The organism is Burkholderia sp. Ap-955, from assembly GCF_011753045.1.
Taxonomy (GTDB): domain Bacteria; phylum Pseudomonadota; class Gammaproteobacteria; order Burkholderiales; family Burkholderiaceae; genus Burkholderia; species Burkholderia lata_D.
This window is the reverse complement of record NZ_VWWH01000070.1, coordinates 21,188-37,756: the sequence shown is the minus strand read 5'-3', so window position 1 is coordinate 37,756 and position 16,569 is coordinate 21,188. Positions and strand designations below refer to the sequence as shown.

16 protein-coding genes are annotated in these 16,569 nt (G+C 67.1%); 7 read left to right on the top strand and 9 right to left on the bottom strand.

Going from position 1 to position 16,569, the window contains the following annotated elements:
• Positions 1-292, bottom strand: a 292-nt coding sequence (locus F3J15_RS28005; protein ID WP_166895258.1) for a LacI family DNA-binding transcriptional regulator, incomplete at its 3' end; no start/stop codon positions are given.
• A gap of 172 nt (positions 293-464) precedes the next feature.
• On the opposite strand from F3J15_RS28005, the gene F3J15_RS28000 reads away from it, so the two are divergent.
• From F3J15_RS28000 to F3J15_RS27990, 3 genes are read left to right on the top strand one after another with little or no spacing between them, the layout of a single operon-like run.
• On the top strand, positions 465-1,547 hold the full coding sequence (locus tag F3J15_RS28000) for a fatty acid desaturase family protein (protein ID WP_166895256.1): 1,083 nt from the start codon (positions 465-467) through the stop codon (positions 1,545-1,547).
• Between the two features lie 36 nt (positions 1,548-1,583).
• Positions 1,584-1,892 (top strand): non-heme iron oxygenase ferredoxin subunit, encoded by a 309-nt coding sequence (locus F3J15_RS27995; RefSeq protein ID WP_166895254.1) that lies wholly within the window; start codon positions 1,584-1,586, stop codon positions 1,890-1,892.
• A gap of 4 nt (positions 1,893-1,896) precedes the next feature.
• Positions 1,897-3,138: an FAD-dependent oxidoreductase gene (locus F3J15_RS27990; RefSeq protein ID WP_166895253.1), complete on the top strand. Its 1,242-nt coding sequence runs from the start codon at positions 1,897-1,899 to the stop codon at positions 3,136-3,138.
• Between the two features lie 103 nt (positions 3,139-3,241).
• Here the strand turns inward: F3J15_RS27990 and F3J15_RS27985 are convergent, their stop codons facing one another.
• The 3 genes from F3J15_RS27985 to glpD all read right to left on the bottom strand — a co-directional run bounded on the left by F3J15_RS27985 (position 3,242) and on the right by glpD (position 7,173).
• Positions 3,242-3,958 carry an MIP/aquaporin family protein gene (locus F3J15_RS27985; protein WP_006484467.1) on the bottom strand — a complete coding sequence of 239 codons (717 nt, stop codon included), beginning with the start codon at positions 3,956-3,958 and terminating at the stop codon, positions 3,242-3,244.
• Between the two features lie 82 nt (positions 3,959-4,040).
• Entirely contained in the window at positions 4,041-5,543 is a 1,503-nt protein-coding gene (glpK, locus tag F3J15_RS27980; protein WP_089446353.1) for a glycerol kinase GlpK, read from the bottom strand.
• A gap of 106 nt (positions 5,544-5,649) precedes the next feature.
• Complete coding sequence (glpD, locus tag F3J15_RS27975; protein ID WP_069248792.1) at positions 5,650-7,173, bottom strand: glycerol-3-phosphate dehydrogenase; 1,524 nt, start codon at positions 7,171-7,173, stop codon at positions 5,650-5,652.
• Between the two features lie 162 nt (positions 7,174-7,335).
• Here glpD and F3J15_RS27970 point away from each other — a divergent pair, with 162 nt between their 5' ends.
• The gene (locus F3J15_RS27970) at positions 7,336-7,704 is read left to right on the top strand and encodes a hypothetical protein (protein WP_069248791.1); all 369 of its coding nucleotides are present in this window, start codon (positions 7,336-7,338) and stop codon (positions 7,702-7,704) included.
• 91 nt (positions 7,705-7,795) lie between these two features.
• On the opposite strand, the gene F3J15_RS27965 is transcribed toward F3J15_RS27970, so the two are convergent.
• Positions 7,796-7,993, bottom strand: coding sequence for a hypothetical protein (locus F3J15_RS27965; RefSeq protein WP_011353109.1), 198 nt, complete (start codon positions 7,991-7,993; stop codon positions 7,796-7,798).
• A gap of 301 nt (positions 7,994-8,294) precedes the next feature.
• Positions 8,295-9,074 (bottom strand): DeoR/GlpR family DNA-binding transcription regulator, encoded by a 780-nt coding sequence (locus F3J15_RS27960; protein WP_089446351.1) that lies wholly within the window; start codon positions 9,072-9,074, stop codon positions 8,295-8,297.
• Positions 9,075-9,296: 222 nt separating this feature from the next.
• On the opposite strand from F3J15_RS27960, the gene F3J15_RS27955 reads away from it, so the two are divergent.
• From F3J15_RS27955 to F3J15_RS27945, 3 genes are all read left to right on the top strand, one after another.
• A complete protein-coding gene (locus F3J15_RS27955; protein ID WP_166895251.1) occupies positions 9,297-10,937 on the top strand; it encodes a gamma-glutamyltransferase family protein in 1,641 nt (546 codons plus the stop codon).
• Between the two features lie 328 nt (positions 10,938-11,265).
• Complete coding sequence (locus tag F3J15_RS27950) at positions 11,266-12,093, top strand: ferritin-like domain-containing protein (protein WP_039360322.1); 828 nt, start codon at positions 11,266-11,268, stop codon at positions 12,091-12,093.
• Positions 12,094-12,164: 71 nt separating this feature from the next.
• Entirely contained in the window at positions 12,165-12,671 is a 507-nt protein-coding gene (locus F3J15_RS27945) for a hypothetical protein (protein WP_166895249.1), read from the top strand.
• Here the strand turns inward: F3J15_RS27945 and F3J15_RS27940 are convergent.
• The 3 genes from F3J15_RS27940 to F3J15_RS27930 form a co-directional block, all read right to left on the bottom strand.
• On the bottom strand, positions 12,665-14,128 hold the full coding sequence (locus F3J15_RS27940; protein WP_166895247.1) for a DEAD/DEAH box helicase: 1,464 nt from the start codon (positions 14,126-14,128) through the stop codon (positions 12,665-12,667). The two genes, F3J15_RS27945 and F3J15_RS27940, sit on opposite strands and share 7 nt — an antisense overlap.
• A gap of 134 nt (positions 14,129-14,262) precedes the next feature.
• On the bottom strand, positions 14,263-15,561 hold the full coding sequence (locus F3J15_RS27935) for a cytochrome c (protein WP_069248787.1): 1,299 nt from the start codon (positions 15,559-15,561) through the stop codon (positions 14,263-14,265).
• Between the two features lie 19 nt (positions 15,562-15,580).
• On the bottom strand, positions 15,581-16,345 hold the full coding sequence (locus tag F3J15_RS27930; RefSeq protein WP_046544481.1) for a c-type cytochrome: 765 nt from the start codon (positions 16,343-16,345) through the stop codon (positions 15,581-15,583).
• Positions 16,346-16,569 lie beyond the last annotated feature (224 nt).

The following is a 16,569-nucleotide window of genomic DNA, read 5'->3' as shown; positions in this document are numbered from 1 at the left end:
CGAGCATCTGCAGCGAGCGCTGCAGCGCCAGCTGCAGCCGCCGGAAGAACGCCGCGTCGGTATCCGGCAGCAGCACGTCGACGTGGAGCAGCCCGTGCCGCGTGTCGGGCAGCTGGCGCGGCACGCCGAGCTGCCGCGCGGCCGCCACCACGCGTTCGCGGGCCTGCGCCGAGACGCTGCCGCGCTCGTTCAGCACGCGGTCGACGGTGGTCGTGCTGACGCCGGCGAGCGCCGCGATCTCGTCGAAGCGTGCGGTGCGCTTGCGCCAGCGCGGCCCGGATTCGCCTGCCATGGTTGTCTCCATCGTGGTGTCGCCATCGAGACGTGGCGATGCGGGGAACGCTAAAGCGATGGCGAAATTTCGTCAACGTTTCGATTGAGCGGGGGAGGCCGCGGGCCTAATTTTGATTCCATGCCGAAGCGCTTGCCGCGCTTCCTACGAACAAGGAATCCAGGAGACGCACGTGGCTCATATCGACGACCAGGCGCACGACCGCGCGGCGGCGCGCCGTCAGGCATACCGGATGATCGGCGGCGCCGGCGAGCACGCGCAGGCGGCCGGGCTCGTCAACGCGGAGTGGTACCGGTGCCCGGTGCCGCGGCCGCTGATGAAGCAGCTGATGCAGCGTGGCGACGCGCGCGCGATCCGCGACACGCTGATCTGGTACGCGGCGATCGCGATCAGCGGCGTGCTCGCATGGCTGGCGTGGCGCGCACATTCGGCGTGGGCGATTCCCGCGTTCTTCGTGTACGGCACGCTCTACTGCAGCCCGGCCGACTCGCGCTGGCACGAATGCGGGCACGGCACCGCGTTCCGCACGCGCTGGATGAACGACGTGCTGTACCAGGTCGCGTCGTTCCAGGTGTTCCGCCGCGCGACGGCGTGGCGCTGGAGCCATGCACGCCATCACACCGATACGCTGGTCGTCGGGCGCGATCCGGAAATCGCCGCGCCGAAGCCGACCGACTGGCTCTCGCTCGCGCTGAACATCGTCGCGCTGAAGCATGTGGCCGGCGAGCTGCGCAAGATGATCGCGACTGCCTTCACCGGCCGGCTCGACGACGAGGAATGCACCTACGTGCCCGAATCGGAGCGGCCGAAGGTGGTGCGCGAGTCTCGCATCCATCTCGCGGTGTACGCGCTCGTGACTGGTGCGTCGCTCTACTGGCACACGATCCTGCCGCTGCTCTACATCGGGCTGCCGAGCCTCTACGGCGCGTGGCTGTACCTGTATTTCGGCCTCACGCAGCACGCGGGCATGCCCGAGAACGTGCGCGATCACCGGCGCAACTGCCGGACCGTGATGATGAATCCGGTGTTCCGCTTCCTGTACTGGAACATGAACTACCACGTCGAGCACCACATGTTCCCGATGGTGCCGTTCCACGCGCTGCCGAAGCTGCACGAGGCCGTGAAGGCCGACATGCCGCCGCCATACCGCAGCACGCTGGCCGCGTATGCGGAGATCGTGCCGGCGCTGGTCCGGCAGACGCGCGACCCGACCGATTATGTCGTGCGGCCCGTGCCGGATGCCGCGCGCGCCTGACCGACATCGACTCTTCCAACCCAGGAGACATGCAACATGACGCAATGGATCGACACCGGCGCGCTCGAAGCCATCGACGACGAAGATGTCGCGCGCTTCGACCATGCCGCCCATACGTACGCGATCTACCGCATCGACGGCGAAGTCTATGCGAGCGACGGCCTGTGCACGCACGAGCACGTGCATCTCGCGGACGGGCTCGTGATCGACCACGTGATCGAATGCCCGAAGCACAACGGGCGCTTCGATATCCGCGACGGCCGGCCGCTGTCCGCACCCGCATGCGAGAAGCTGCGCACGTACCGCGCGAAGATCGAAGGCGGCCGCATCCTGATCGAGGTGTGACGCGATGACGAACGACCGGGTGATGGCGATCGTCGGCGCGGGCCACGCGGGCGGCCGCGCGGCGCAGGTGTTGCGCGAATCCGGCTGGGGCGGGCGGATCGTGCTGATCGGCGCGGAGGCGCACCTGCCGTACGAGCGGCCGCCGTTGTCGAAGGGCGTGCTGACCGGCGAACGCAGCGCGGCGCAGTGCCGGTTGCGCGATCCGGAAGCATGGGCGGCCGATCGTATCGAGCCGGTCGTCGCGACGGTCGAGCGCATCGATCCGGGCGCACGCGAAGTGCGCGTGTCGGGTGGGCGCGTGTTCGGCTACGACGCGCTGCTGCTCGCGACCGGCGCCCGCGCGCGTCGCCTCACGATTCCGGGCGCGACGCTGGACGGCGTGTTTGCGTTGCGCACGCTCGACGACGCGGCGGCGCTCGGCACGCGGCTCGTGCCCAATGCACAGGTCGTGCTGATCGGCGGCGGCTTCATCGGCCTCGAAGTCGCGGCGTCGGCGCGGCTGCGCGGGTGCCGCGTGACGGTGCTCGATGCGGCGTCGCGCCTGCTCGGGCGCGCGGTGCCGGAGGCGATCGCGGCGCGCGTGCATGCGCTTCACGAACGGCAGGGCGTGGCCGTTCGCGTGAACCGGAAGCCGGTTGCGATCGAGCGGACGGCGGGCGGCGCGCTGGCCGTCGTGCTCGACGACGGCGACACGCTGATCGCCGACACGGTCGTCACCGGCATCGGCATCGAGCCGGCCGACGAACTGGCGCGTGAGGCGGGCCTCACCGTCGAGCGCGGCATCGTCGTGAACGATCGGCTCGAGACATCGGCGCGCGGCATCTACGCGGCCGGCGACGTCGCGGTGTTTCCGAGTGTGCTGTCAGGGCGACTCGTCCGGCAGGAGACGTGGCTCGGTGCCGAGACCCAGGCGCGCGTTGCCGCGCGCAACATGCTCGGCGCCGACGAGCCGTATCGCGAGACGCCATGGTTCTGGTCGGATCAATACGACGCGCAGTTGCAGGTGGCGGGAGAGCCGGCGCTTGGCGAGCGATCGGTCGCGCGCGTGCTCGGCGACGACGCGGAAATCCATTTCCATTTCGACGCCGGTGCGCGGCTCGTCGCCGCGAGCGGTTTCGGCCGCGTGTCCGGGTTCGTCAAGGACATGCGCGTGGCGAGAATGCTGGTCGAGCGCGGGATCGACGTGAGCCCGTCGGCTGTCGCGGATACGGGGGTGAAGCTGAAGTCGCTGGTATCGGCCGAGTGAGGCCGGAAGCGGAAACGAAGCGGCGAAGCGCGAGGGAAGGTGAACGAAGGAAGGGAAGCAAAACGCGCGGCGATGATTGCCGCGCGTTTCGGTCAAGCGACGATCAGATCGTCGTGTGCAGGTGCAGGTACAGGCCGGCCGCCGCGGCGCCGCCAAGCAGCGGGCCGACGACGGGCACCCATGCATAGCGCCAGTCGCTGTCGCGCTTGCCGGGGATCGGCAGCAGCGCGTGCATGATGCGCGGCGACAGGTCGCGCGCGGGGCTCATCGCATAGCCGGTCGGGCCGCCGAGCGAGATGCCGATGCCGAGCACGAGCAGGCCGACGGGCAGTGCGTCGAGCGCGCCGAGGCCGACTTGCGGCGACGCGAGGTACAGCACGCCGAGGATCAGCACGAACGTGCAGATCGCTTCGGTCAGCACGTTGTGCGTGACGCTGCGGATCGCGGGCGCCGTGCAGAACACCGCGAGCTTCAGGTCCGCATCGGCTTCCTTCGCGAAGTGCTGGCGATAGGCGAGCCACACGAGCAGCGCGCCGGCCATCCCGCCGAGCATCTGCGCGAGGACGTAGCCGCCGACTTTCGACCACGCGAACTTGCCCGCGAGCGCGAGGCTGATGGTGACGATCGGGTTCAGGTGCGCGCCGCTGAACGACGCGGTCACGTAGACGGCGACGAATACGGCCATCGCCCAGCCCATCACGATCACGATCAGGTCCGCGCCTTTGCCCTTGGTCTTTGCAAGCAGCACGTTTGCGACCGCGCCGTTGCCGAGCAGCACGAGGATCGCTGTGCCGATGAACTCTGCAATATAAGGTGACATTGATTGTCTCTCTTGAGTCACGGCGGACTCGCGCATCGCGCGGTCCGCCGGTGTTGTTGTATTTCGTCTGGATTGCTTGGGATTACTGGGTGTCGTCGGCCCATGCCTTCGCGGCACGCACCGCACGCTGCCAGCCCGACATGCAGCGTTCGACGTGCTCCTTCGGCATCGACGGCGAGAAGCGGCGATCGAGCTGCCACTGGTCGCGCACTTCGTCGAGGTTCTTCCAGTAGCCGATCGCGAGGCCCGCGAGGTAGGCCGCACCGAGCGCGGTCGTCTCGGTGATCTGCGGACGCACCGCGTCGACGCCGAGCAGGTCCGCCTGGAACTGCATCAGCAGGTCGTTCGCGCTCGCGCCGCCGTCCACGCGCAGCTCGCCGATGCTGATGCCCGAATCGGCTTCCATCGCGGCCAGCACGTCGAGCGACTGGTACGCGATCGAATCGAGCGCCGCGCGTGCGAGGTGCGCGGAGGTCGTGCCGCGCGTGACGCCGAACACCGAGCCGCGCGCCCGCGCGTTCCAGTGCGGTGCGCCGAGGCCGGCGAACGCGGGCACCAGGTAGACGCCGTCGGTGTGCGGCACGCTCGCGGCGAGCGCTTCGATTTCAGCGGCCGACTTGATGATGCCGACGCCGTCGCGCAGCCACTGCACCACCGCGCCCGCGATGAAGATGCTGCCTTCGAGCGCGTACTGCACGTCGTCGCCGATCTGCCACGCGATCGTCGTGACGAGGTTGTTCTTCGACTCGATCGGCTTGTCGCCGGTGTTCATCATCAGGAAGCAGCCGGTACCGTAGGTGTTCTTCACCATGCCGGACGTCGTGCACATCTGGCCGAACAGCGCCGCGTGCTGGTCGCCCGCGATGCCCGCGAGCGGGATCTTCGATGCGAACACGGTGGTCTTCGTGTGGCCGTAGATTTCCGACGATGCCTTCACTTCCGGCAGCATGCTGCGCGGGATGTCGAGCATGTCGAGCAGTTCGTTGTCCCACTCGCGCGTGTGGATGTTGAACAGCATCGTGCGCGACGCGTTCGTCACGTCGGTCACGTGCAGTTCGTGCTTAGTGAAGTTCCATACGAGCCAGCTGTCGACGGTGCCGAACGCGAGCTTGCCCTGCTTGGCCTTCTCGCGTGCGCCCGGCACGTTGTCGAGAATCCAGCGGATCTTGGTCCCCGAGAAGTACGAATCGATCGGCAGGCCGGTCTTCGCGCGCACCTTCGCCTCGAAGCCCTGTGCCTTCAGCGCATCGCAGAAGTCGGCCGTGCGGCGATCCTGCCAGACGATCGCGTTGTAGACGGGCTGGCCCGTTTCGCGATCCCAGACGATCGTGGTTTCACGCTGGTTGGTGATGCCGATCGCGGCGATCGACGTGCCGTTCAGGCCCGTGCGCGTGACGGCTTCGGCGGCGACGCCGGCTTGCGTCGACCAGATTTCCTGCGGGTCGTGCTCGACCCAGCCGGGTTGCGGGTAGATCTGCTCGAATTCCTTCTGGGCGATCGATACGATATTGCCCTGGCGATCGAACAGCATCGCGCGGGAACTCGTGGTGCCCTGGTCAAGCGCGAGGATGTACTGATCCTGCATGTCTCTCATCTCCATCCGTGGATTTGGCTTAGTTGTGATGCGCGCCGCATGTAGGGCGGCGCGTCGGTGAGTCAACGTCGGTACGGCAACTGCAACTGCATTCCGGTCAGGCTTGCGGCGCGTGCGCGGCGGCGAACCACGCGTCGACCGCGGCGGTCACCGCGTCGAGCGTGCCGGGCGCGACGTGCAGGCCGAGCTTCGAGCGGCGCCACAGCACGTCCTGCGCGCAGGTCGCCCATTCGGCGTCGCGCAGGTAGCGCAGTTCGGCGTCGTAGAGGCCCGGTGCGATTTCGGTGCCGAGATCGGCGAGCGACTTCGCGCCGTCGATCACGCGCTCCGCGCGCGTGCCGTATGCACGGGCATAGCGGCGGGCGAGTGCGGCGGGCAGCCACGCATGGCGTTTGGCGAACGTATCGGCGAATGCGTCGAACTTCGCGTTCGCGATGTCGCCGCCCGGCAGCGCGACGCCGGCCGTCCAGGTCTTCGCGTCGCGGCCGAGCACGCTGCACAGCATGTCGCCGGCTTCTTCCGCGAGCTTGCGGAACGTCGTGATCTTGCCGCCGAACACCGACAGCAGCGGGGCGCCCGCGCCGTCGTCCAGCTCGAGGCGGTAGTCGCGCGTGACGGCCGATGCGTTCGCGGCGTTCTCGTCTTCCAGCAGCGGGCGCACGCCCGAGTAGGTCCAGTGCACGTCGGCCGGCGAGATCTTGCGCTTGAAGTAGCGGTTGATCGAATCGCACAGGTACTGCGTCTCGTCGCGATCGATCGCGACCTTCGCGGGATCGTTCGTGTATTCGACGTCGGTCGTGCCGATCAGCGTGAAATCGTGTTCGTACGGAATCGCGAAGATGATCCGCTTGTCCGGGTTCTGGAAGATGTACGCGTGGTCGTGATCGAACAGGCGGCGCGTAATGATGTGGCTGCCCTTCACGAGCCGCACGCTGTGGTGCGCGCCGCGGCCGAGCGCGCCTTTCAGCACCTCGCCGACCCACGGGCCGGCCGCGTTCGCGATCGCGCGCGCATGCACGACGCGGATCGAGCCGTCGGCGTGCTGCAGTCGCGCTTCCCATTCGTCGCCGCGGCGTTCGGCGGACACCAGCTTCGTGCGCGTCAGGATCTGGGCGCCGCGCTCCTTCGCATCCATCGCGTTCAGCACGACGAGGCGCGCGTCGTCGACCCAGCCGTCCGAATAGACGAAGCCGCGCTTGATCGAATCGATCAGCGGCGCGCCGGCCGCATGGCGGCGCATGTCGATGCCGCGCGAGCCGGGCAGCAGTTCGCGTTTCGCGAGGTGATCGTAGAGGAACAGGCCGATGCGGATCAGCCAGGCCGGACGCAGGTTCGGCATGTGCGGCATCACGAAGCGCAGCGGCCACATGATGTGCGGCGCCGCGCGCAGTAGCGTCTCGCGCTCCTGCAGCGCCTTGCGCACGAGCCCGAACTCGTTGTACTCGAGGTAGCGCAGGCCGCCGTGAATCAGCTTCGTGCTGGACGACGACGTGTGCGACGCGAGATCGTCCTGCTCGCAGAGCATGACCGACAGGCCGCGGCCGGCCGCATCGCGCGCGATGCCCGCGCCGTTGATGCCGCCGCCGACGACGAGCAGATCGTAGCGATTCGGTTGGGTCACCTGCTGTCCTTATCGTCTGAGGGAAATGGTTGAACAGAAAATGTTCGAATTCGAAATTTAACGAACGAAATCGAAAAAGTAAAGTTCGATAAAGCGGGGCCAGTAGCGTGCGGCGCGATCCCGGACGATACTGGCGGAATCGACCGTTTCGCGAGGTGAATCATGCGTATTGGGATGTGGGCCGGCGTGTGCGCCGTCCTTCTGGCGGGGTGCACTGCCGGGATGCCGCCGCTCGCCGGCAACTGGCGCACGCCGTCGTTCGTCGACCTGCAGACGTCATGCGGCGGCACGGCACGGGACTGGGGCGCGGACGCGCAGCCGGTCTACTCGACGCTGTATGACGCGTACGTGGCGAAACGGTATCGCGGGCTGACCGATGCGAACTATTGTGCGTTCGTAAACGAACTTTCGACGCACTATGCGGCGCCCGATGCGGCGGCGCGTGCCGGCTGGATCGCGTATTTCAACGGTGCGCGCGCGCAGGCCATCAGCTGGCGGGCGGCGGTCGATCCGACGCTGCGCGGCGGCTGAAGCAGGCTGCGGCGGGGCGGCGAGAGGGAAGCGGGAAGGGCCGCGCGGCCCGGCATCCGGGCGGCGCGGTCAGGTCAGGAACGGTGTGGTTTTACGAATAGCGGTACTTGATGGATCGCAGCGCGGCGTCGCCGGTTTCGGTCACGCAGTATTTGCGCCCCGAACCGAGTCCTTCCAGACGGACGAGCTGCTGTTCGAGCAGTGCGTCGATTTCGTCCCGATCCATGTGGGTTTGATCGGGAGCGTCCTTCACAAGCAATAGCGTGGCGAATTCATGCGGACTCAGCATCGTTCTCTCCATGGCGACCAGTCAGCCCGCGCGGCCGGCGCGGGCCGACGCGCGATACCCATCGGGGTATGGCTTGGGGGGAAAGCTGTATTCGCCGGCCATGCCATTCGTCCGCGCCCTGGCACAGGCGGAACGGTCGAAATGGGCCGGGGAACTGGAGTCTAGTCGAGCGCGCAGGCAACGACAAATCGGACCCCGTTAATTTTCCCTTTGACAGCCGTGCCACGCGCAAGCGGTTTGCTCGCGACGCCAACTTCTTGATTTCACTTGAAGTTTCGGGTGCGGTGCAGCATCGGAACCGTCACTCGGCGACGTACACCTGGGTGCCGGCGGCCGCCACGGTGTCGGCCATCTCGGGCGGCAGCGGCTTGTCGGTGAAGAGCGCATGCACCTGGCTCAGGTGGCCCTGGCGCACCAGTGCGGGACGGCCGACCTTCGAATGGTCGGTGACGAGATAGACGGTGCGCGCATGCTGCATGATCGCCTCGGCCACGCGCACCTCGCGCGTGTCGAAGTCGCGCAGCGTGCCGTCGGCCTCGATTGCCGACGTGCCGATGATCGCGTAGTCGACCTTGAACTGGCGGATGAAGTCGATCGCGAGTTCGCCGACGATCCCCTTGTCCCACGGCCGCACGATGCCGCCCGTGATCAGCACCTCGCAGTCGGGGTAGCCGCTCATCATCGACGCGACGTTCAGGTTGTTCGTGATCACGTGCAGCCCGTGGTGGCGGTTCAGCGCGCGTGCGACTTCCTCGGTGGTCGTGCCGAGGTTGATGAACAGCGATGCCTGGTCGGGAATGTGCGACGCCGCGAGCGCCGCGATGCGCCGCTTCTCGTCGTGGAACATCCGCTGGCGCGCGGTGTACGACACGTTCTCCGAGCTGGTCGGCAGGCTCGCGCCGCCGTGGTAGCGGCGCAGCAGGTTCAGGTCGGCGAGCCAGTTCACGTCGCGGCGGATCGTCTGCGGCGTCACCGAGAAGTGCGCGGCGAGATCGTCGACGGTCACGAAGCCGTCGCGCTGCACCCATTCGAGCAATTCCTGCTGGCGCGCGTTGAGGGTGAGGCGGGGATCTCGGGTCATGGCTCGATGGTCGTGTCGTGAGACGGAGCGGGTATTGTAAGGGCGGCAACGGTGTTAGGCCGGCCCGGCCCGCAGGGTTGCCGGATATTCATGCGGAAATTGCATGGATTCATTTCACAAATGAATTTGTGCGATTGCGCTGATCGCGCTGCAATGGCGGATTGCCCGCGCACGCGGGGGCGCGTCCGGCGCGATCATTCAGCTTTCGACGAGGTGGAACCGATGACTGGCTTCAACTGGCACAACCCGTATCCGACGACCCGCATTCCGGTGTTCGCGCGCAACGTCGTGTCGACGTCGCACCCGCTCGCCGCGCAGGCGGGGCTGCGGATGCTGTGGAAGGGGGGCAACGCGGTCGACGCGGCGCTGGCCGCCGCGGCCGCGCTCACGGTCGTCGAGCCCGTATCGTGCGGGCTCGGCGGCGACGCGTTCGCGCTCGTGTGGGACGGCGCGCGGCTGTCCGGGCTGAACGCATCGGGCGTCGCGCCGGCCGCATGGAACGTCGACTATTTCCGCAAGCGCCACGGCGAGGCGGGCAACGGAATCGCGAACAAGCCGACGCGCGGCTGGGACACCGTCACCGTTCCGGGCGTGATCGCGGGCTGGGAAGCGCTGCATGCGAAGTTCGGTTCGCTGCCGTTCGCGGACCTGCTCGAACCGGCGATCGAGATCGCGGAGCGCGGCTATGCGGTGCCGCCGATCGTCGCGCACAAGTGGGCGGCCGCGGTGCCGGAACTCAAGGGGCTGCCGGGTTTCGCGGACACCTTCATGCCGCACGGCCGCGCACCGCAGGTGGGCGAGCGCGTGTGCCTGCCGGGCCATGCGCGGACGTTGCGCACGCTGCAGAAGGACGGTGCGCGCGCGTTCTACGAGGGGGCGCTCGCCGAGCGCATCGCCGCGTTCTCCCGCGAAGGCGGGGGCGCGCTGACCGCAGCCGACCTGCAGGCTTACCGGCCCGAATGGGTCGAGCCGATCGGCAAGCGCTTCGGCCGTCACACGATCCACGAGATTCCGCCGAACGGGCAGGGCATCGCCGCGCTGATCGCGCTCGGGATCGCCGAGCACGCGGGCGTGACCGAATGGCCAGTCGATTCGGTCGACTCGCAGCATCTGCAGATCGAGGCGATGAAGCTCGCGTTCGCGGATGTCTATCGCTACGTCGCCGATCCGCGCGCGATGGCGGTCACGCCTGAACAGATGCTCGACGATGCATATCTCGCCGAGCGCGCGAAGCTGATCGACCCCGCGCGCGCGACGCACTTCGCCGCCGGCCGGCCGCATTCGGGCGGCACGGTCTACCTGTCGGCGGCTGACGAACGCGGGATGATGGTGAGCTTCATTCAGTCGAACTACATGGGCTTCGGTTCGGGCGTCGTCGTGCCCGGCACCGGCATCGCGTTGCAGAATCGCGGGCACGGCTTCTCGATGGACCCGGCTTCGCCGAACGTCGTCGCGGGCGGCAAGCGGCCGTTCCACACGATCATCCCGGCGTTCGTCACCGAGGAGGTCGACGGTCGCACCGAGGCCGTGATGAGCTTCGGCGTGATGGGCGGCGACATGCAGCCGCAAGGACACCTGCAGACCGTCGTGCGGATGCTCGGCTATGGGCAGCAACCGCAGGCCGCCTGTGATGCGCCGCGCTGGAAGGTCAACCGCGACTTCACGCTCGACGTCGAGGCAACGATGAACCGCGCGACCGTCGATGCGCTGGCCGCACGCGGCCATACGATCAAGTCGATCGACGATCCTTACATGGATTTCGGTTCGGGGCAGTTCATCTGGCGTCTCGACCGCGACGATCACGAGCGCGGCTACGTGGCCGCGAGCGACAGCCGGCGCGACGGTCTGGCGGCCGGTTTCTGACGGATTGCCGCCGGCTTTCGCCGGCATGTCGTGCGCTTCGCGGGCGGCCGAATGGTCGCCCGTTTCGTTTTCGGCAAGCCCGTATCGCCGCGCGGGTGCAAGCGGTTTGAAGGACTCGTCTAACGAACGGCAACAGACGCCGTGGAACTGCGCCTGTCAGGTATGGTCAGTGCTCTGGAGCACGAACATCAAAGTCCGGCTAAGATGCCAGCATGGTTCGGCCGGACCAATCCACTATAAACGCAAGTAAAACGCCGCCAGCGGGAGGGTCGGCGCCTGTGCCGAAGGCATGGGCCGGCCCCCGCGCGACGACTGGGAGCGCACCACCATGGACACCAAAACGACGCATGTGATGCCGTGGCGAATCGAGGACATCGACCTGAACCGGATCGATCGTCAACGTGCCGCCGCGAACGAGGATCTGTTGCTGCTGCTGTGCGCGTCGTCGTTCATCGAAAGCGGCTCGGATCTCTACACGAGCAATCTGAGCCAGTTCTTCAACGACGATCCGGAAGTCTCCGCATGGCTCAACAATGCATGGGAGCACGAAGAATTGCAGCACGGGCGCGCGCTGAAGGCGTACATCGCGCACGTGTGGCCGGAGTTCGACTGGGATACCGCATTCGCGAACTTCTTCGCCGAGTATTCGCAGACCTGCAAGGTCGAGGCGTTCGAGAAGACCCGCGCGCTCGAGATGGTCGCGCGCTGCGTCGTCGAGACGGGCACGGCCACGCTCTATCGTGCGATCAACGAATGCTCGGACGAGCCCGTGCTGAAGGAAATCACCGACAACATCCGTACCGACGAAGTGCGCCACTACAAGCACTTCTTCAAGTTCTTCAAGAAGTACAACCAGGTCGAAGGCAATGGCCGCCTTGCGGTGCTCGGCGCGCTGGCGCGCCGCGTGATGGAAATCAAGAACGAGGATTCGGAGATCGCGCTGCGCCACGTGTTCGCGGTCCGCTATCCGGATCGTGTCGGCGACAGCCAGTACAACCGCGAACGCGCCGCGCGCATCAGCACGCTCGTGCGGCGCAACCTGTCGGCCGACATGTGCGTGAAGATGCTGCTCAAGCCGCTCGACCTGCCCGCGAAGATCCAGCCGGGCGTTCACTATCCGCTCACGAAGATCACGCGGCACGTGTTCCTGCGCTGATCGCCGCAGCGTGGCCCGACGCGCGTATGCTCGGGCTTCTTCATCCGCTTGTCCACCGGGGCCACGCCATCATGACCGATACCCATCGCCACGCGCTCGAACAATGGACGTTCGATGCGTGGCCGCCGGCCGTCGTCTCGTTGTTCGACGGTACCGCGCTCGAACGTCATGCCGACTTCGCCGCCTCGCTGATCGTCGAGACCGACGATGGCCAGTTGCGCACGACGCTGCTCGGCGTCGGCGAGATCTATGCACACGATGCGCGCACGCTGCTGCTGGCGCTCTGGCCGCAGTCGCGGGCGGCGCGCGCGATCGCGCAACGGCGGTCGGCCGCGTTGACGCTCGTCGCGGACGGCGCGTTCTTTCAGGCGCAATTGAGGATGGCGCCGCTCGAAGGAGACTTCGGCGGACTGGCCGGATTCGCTGCGACGATCGCGCACGGCGATGCGCAGCGGGTCGGCTATGCGCGTCTCGCGACAGGTGTCACGTTCACGCTGGAAGGGGAGCGCACCGAGGTGCTCGCGCGCTGGCAACGCCAGGTCGAGCACCTGCGGCGCGCAGCCGCACGGTTTCAGTGACCGCGCTGGCCGCTGCGCGACGAACGGTTGCGGTTCGCGTGCGCGGCATTGCCGTTCGCCGGGCGTGCGCTGTTGCCGCCGCCGGCCGGACGTCCGCCGTTGCCGCCGGCGCCGCCTTGCCCTTGCGTGCGCGGCTTCGCGGCTTTCTGCTGCGAAGCCTTCGGTTGCGATGCCTTCGATTGCGCGTTGCCGTCGCGCTTCGCGGCCGGCTGGCCTGAGCCGCCCGCGCGCGGCTGGCGATTGCCGCCACCACCGCCACCGCCGCGCGGCTGTTGCTGCCCGCGGCGCTGCTGGATCGGCTCCGGCTTCGCGTTCGGATCGGGTTCGAAGCCCGCGATCACTTCCTGCGGAATCTCGCGCTTGATCAGCCGCTCGATGTCGCGCAGCAACTGCTTCTCGTCGACGCACACGAGCGACACGGCTTCGCCGGTCGCACCCGCGCGGCCCGTGCGGCCGATCCGGTGCACGTAGTCTTCCGGCACGTTCGGCAGGTCGAAGTTGACGACGTGCGGCAGCTGGTCGATGTCGATCCCGCGCGCGGCGATATCGGTCGCGACGAGCACCTGCAGCGTGCTGTTCTTGAACTCCGCCAGCGCGCGCGTGCGGGCCGACTGGCTCTTGTTGCCGTGGATCGCCATCGCGCTGATGCCGTCCTTCGTCAGCTGCTCGGCAAGCCGGTTCGCGCCGTGCTTCGTGCGCGTGAACACGAGCACCTGGAACCAGTTGTGTTCGCGGATCAGGTGCGTGAGCAGTTCGCGCTTGCGGTCGCGGTCGACCGGGTGGATCTTCTGCGCGACGCTTTCGGCGGTCGTGTTGCGGCGTGCGACCTCGATCAGTGCGGGCGAGTCGAGCAGGCTGTCGGCGAGCGCCTTGATCTCGTCGGAGAAGGTGGCCGAGAACAGCAGGTTCTGGCGCTGCGGCGGCAGCTTCGCGAGCACGCGCTTGATGTCGTGGATGAAGCCCATGTCGAGCATCCGGTCGGCTTCGTCGAGCACGAGGATGTCGAGGTCCGACAGGTCGATCGTCTTCTGCTGCATGTGATCGAGCAGGCGGCCCGGCGTCGCGACGACGATGTCGACGCCGCGCTTGAGCGCATCGATCTGCGGATTGATGCTGACGCCGCCGAACATCACGGTCGAGCGCAGCTTCAGGTACTTGCTGTACGCACGGACGCTTTCCTCGACCTGGGCGGCGAGTTCGCGCGTCGGCGTGAGGATCAGCGCGCGCACTGCGCGCTTCGCGCCGCGATGTTCCGCGTAGAACGTATGCAGGCGTTGCAGGATCGGCAGCGTGAAGCCGGCGGTCTTGCCGGTGCCCGTCTGCGCGCCGGCGAGCAGGTCGCCGCCGCCGAGGACGGCGGGGATCGCCTGTTGCTGGATCGGGGTCGGCGACGTGTAGCCGAGCTCGTTGACCGCCTTGACCAGCGGTTCGGCCAAGCCGAGAGATTCGAAAGACATAGATACCACTCTTCAGTTTTATGATCGGCGACGTCTCGCGCGGCCCGCGCGGGAGGGGACATCGCAAAAAGCAAAATGCAAAAGGGCGCGGCCGCGGTTTCCCGCAGCCGCGCCCCGTGTGTGTCCGCCGCTTCTTAGTCGAGCGGCGCGGAACGCAGGTCGCTCACCTGTTGCGGCGAGATCGGCGTACCGTTGTTGCCCCACGACATCCGGATATACGTGACGACCGCCGCCACTTCCTGGTTCGACAGCGACTGTGCGAACGGCGGCATCCCATACGGACGCGGATTCTTGAACGTGCTCGGCGGATAGCCACCGTTCAGCACCATGCGGATCGGGTTGACGGCCGATTCCATCATGATCGAGTGGTTGCCCGCGAGCGGCGGATAGGCCGGCGGCTTGCCTGCGCCGGTTTCGGCGTGGCAGGTCGCGCAGTTGTCCGCGTAGATCTTCTTGCCCTGGTCGAACAGCGCGTTGCCGAACTGCTTCGACGGCTCGTACTGCATGTTCTTCGGCGCTTCAGCCTTCTGCGGGATCGACTTCAGGTACGTCGACATTGCGCGCGTATCTTCGTCGGTCATGTACTGCAGGCTGTTGTGAACCACGTCCGCCATCGGGCCGAATACCGCGCCCTTCTGCGACACGCCGGCCTGCAGCAGGTCGGACAGCTCCTGCACGTGCCAGTCGCCGAGGCCGAGTTCCTTGTCGTTCGTCAGCGACGGCGCATACCAGTTCTGCAGCGGGATCAGGCCGCCGGCAAACGCCGACCCCGTCACCGGGCCGCCCATCATGTTGATCGACGTGTGGCACATCGAGCAGTGGCCGAGGCCTTCGACGAGGTACGCGCCGCGGTTCCATTCGACCGACTTGGTCGGATCCGGCTTGTATTCGCCTTCCTTGAAGAACAGCGTACGCCAGCCGATCAGCAGGTTGCGGTTGTTGAACGGGAACTTCAGTTCATGCGGACGGCTCGGCACCGACACCGGCGGGACCGAACGCAGGTACGCGTAGATCGCGTCCGAATCCGCACGCGTGACCTTCGTGTAGCTCGCGAACGGGAAGCCCGGGTAGAGCAGGCTGCCGTCCTTCGAACGACCGGTGTGCATCGCGCGGTAGAAGTCGTCCGACGTCCACTTGCCGATGCCATCCTTGTCGTCCGGCGTGATGTTCGGCGTGTACATCGTGCCGAACGGCGTCGCCATCGGCAGGCCGCCCGCGAACGACTTGCCGCCGCGCACGGTGTGGCACGCGATACAGTCGCCGACGCGCGCGAGGTATTCGCCCTTCTTGATCAGCGCGGCCTGGTCGGCCGGCGTGGCCGCGACGGCGGAAGCGCCGTGCAGCGTGTCGTTGCCCGGCCACAGGACCGGCACGAGGGCGGCAGCCGCGACGATCGCGACGGCCGAGAGTGCAAACAGGGACTTGCGTTTCATTGTGTCTGTCTCCCTTGCCTTATTGCGGTTCGCTGCCGCAGGCGAGCGGAGTCTTCATCGAACGCGCCGGAGCCGGCACGGGGTTGGCGGGCGCCGGTTGCGCGGCGAGCCATGCGGTCACGGCCGTCACGTCTTCGTCGGAAAGCTTCGAAGCGACTTCATGCATGCAGTCGGGCGCCTTCGCGTGGCGGTTGCCCGAACGCCATGCACCGATCTGCGCGCTCAGGTAGTCGGCGTGCAGGCCGACCAGGCCCGGGATCGCCGGCTGCATGCCGGTCAGCGTCGCGCCGTGGCAGGCCACGCAGGCCGGCAGCTTGCGGGACGGGTCGCCTTGCGTGACGAGCTGCTTGCCGCGCGCGAGCGTCGCGGCCGGCAGCGTCGGCTTCGCCGGCGCCGGGTACGGCGGGCGTTCGGCCGAGAAGTGCTCGGCCATTTCACGCAGGTAGTCGTCGTTCAGGTACGTCAGCAGGTAGTTCATCGGCGGGTACTTGCGCCGGCCATCACGGAAGTTGACGAGCTGGTTGTACAGGTACTCGGCCGGCTTGCCGGCAAGACGCGGGAAGTAGTCGTTGTCCGTGCCCTGGCCATGGACGCCGTGGCAGGCCGTACAGCCGCGCACGCGCTCGGCCATGGTATCGGGCGCCTTGAGCGGCGCCTGCTGGGCGTGCGCTTGCTCCGTGGGCTTGGTCTGCGCTTGGGCAGCGCTCATAAGGCCCGCGCTGCCGAACATCAGAACGGCGAGCAGCGGACGGAAGAGGCGTCTTGAAGACACACGAGACTCCATGTTTATTCGACGGGGACCTGTTGTCCGGGCTACGATCGGCTCGGCGCATGACGGCAAGGCAGCCGGGCTGCTGCGACGCGGCATTCTATCATCGATGGGTAATGACGGCTATTTGGCAAAAGGACATCGGTTCCTGTCCGTTTGCGACTTGCGACAATTTGACGCGCATTGCGAAGTGTCGGTGTGAACCGGCGTGCGTTTTCACCATCGAAGACCGTACACTC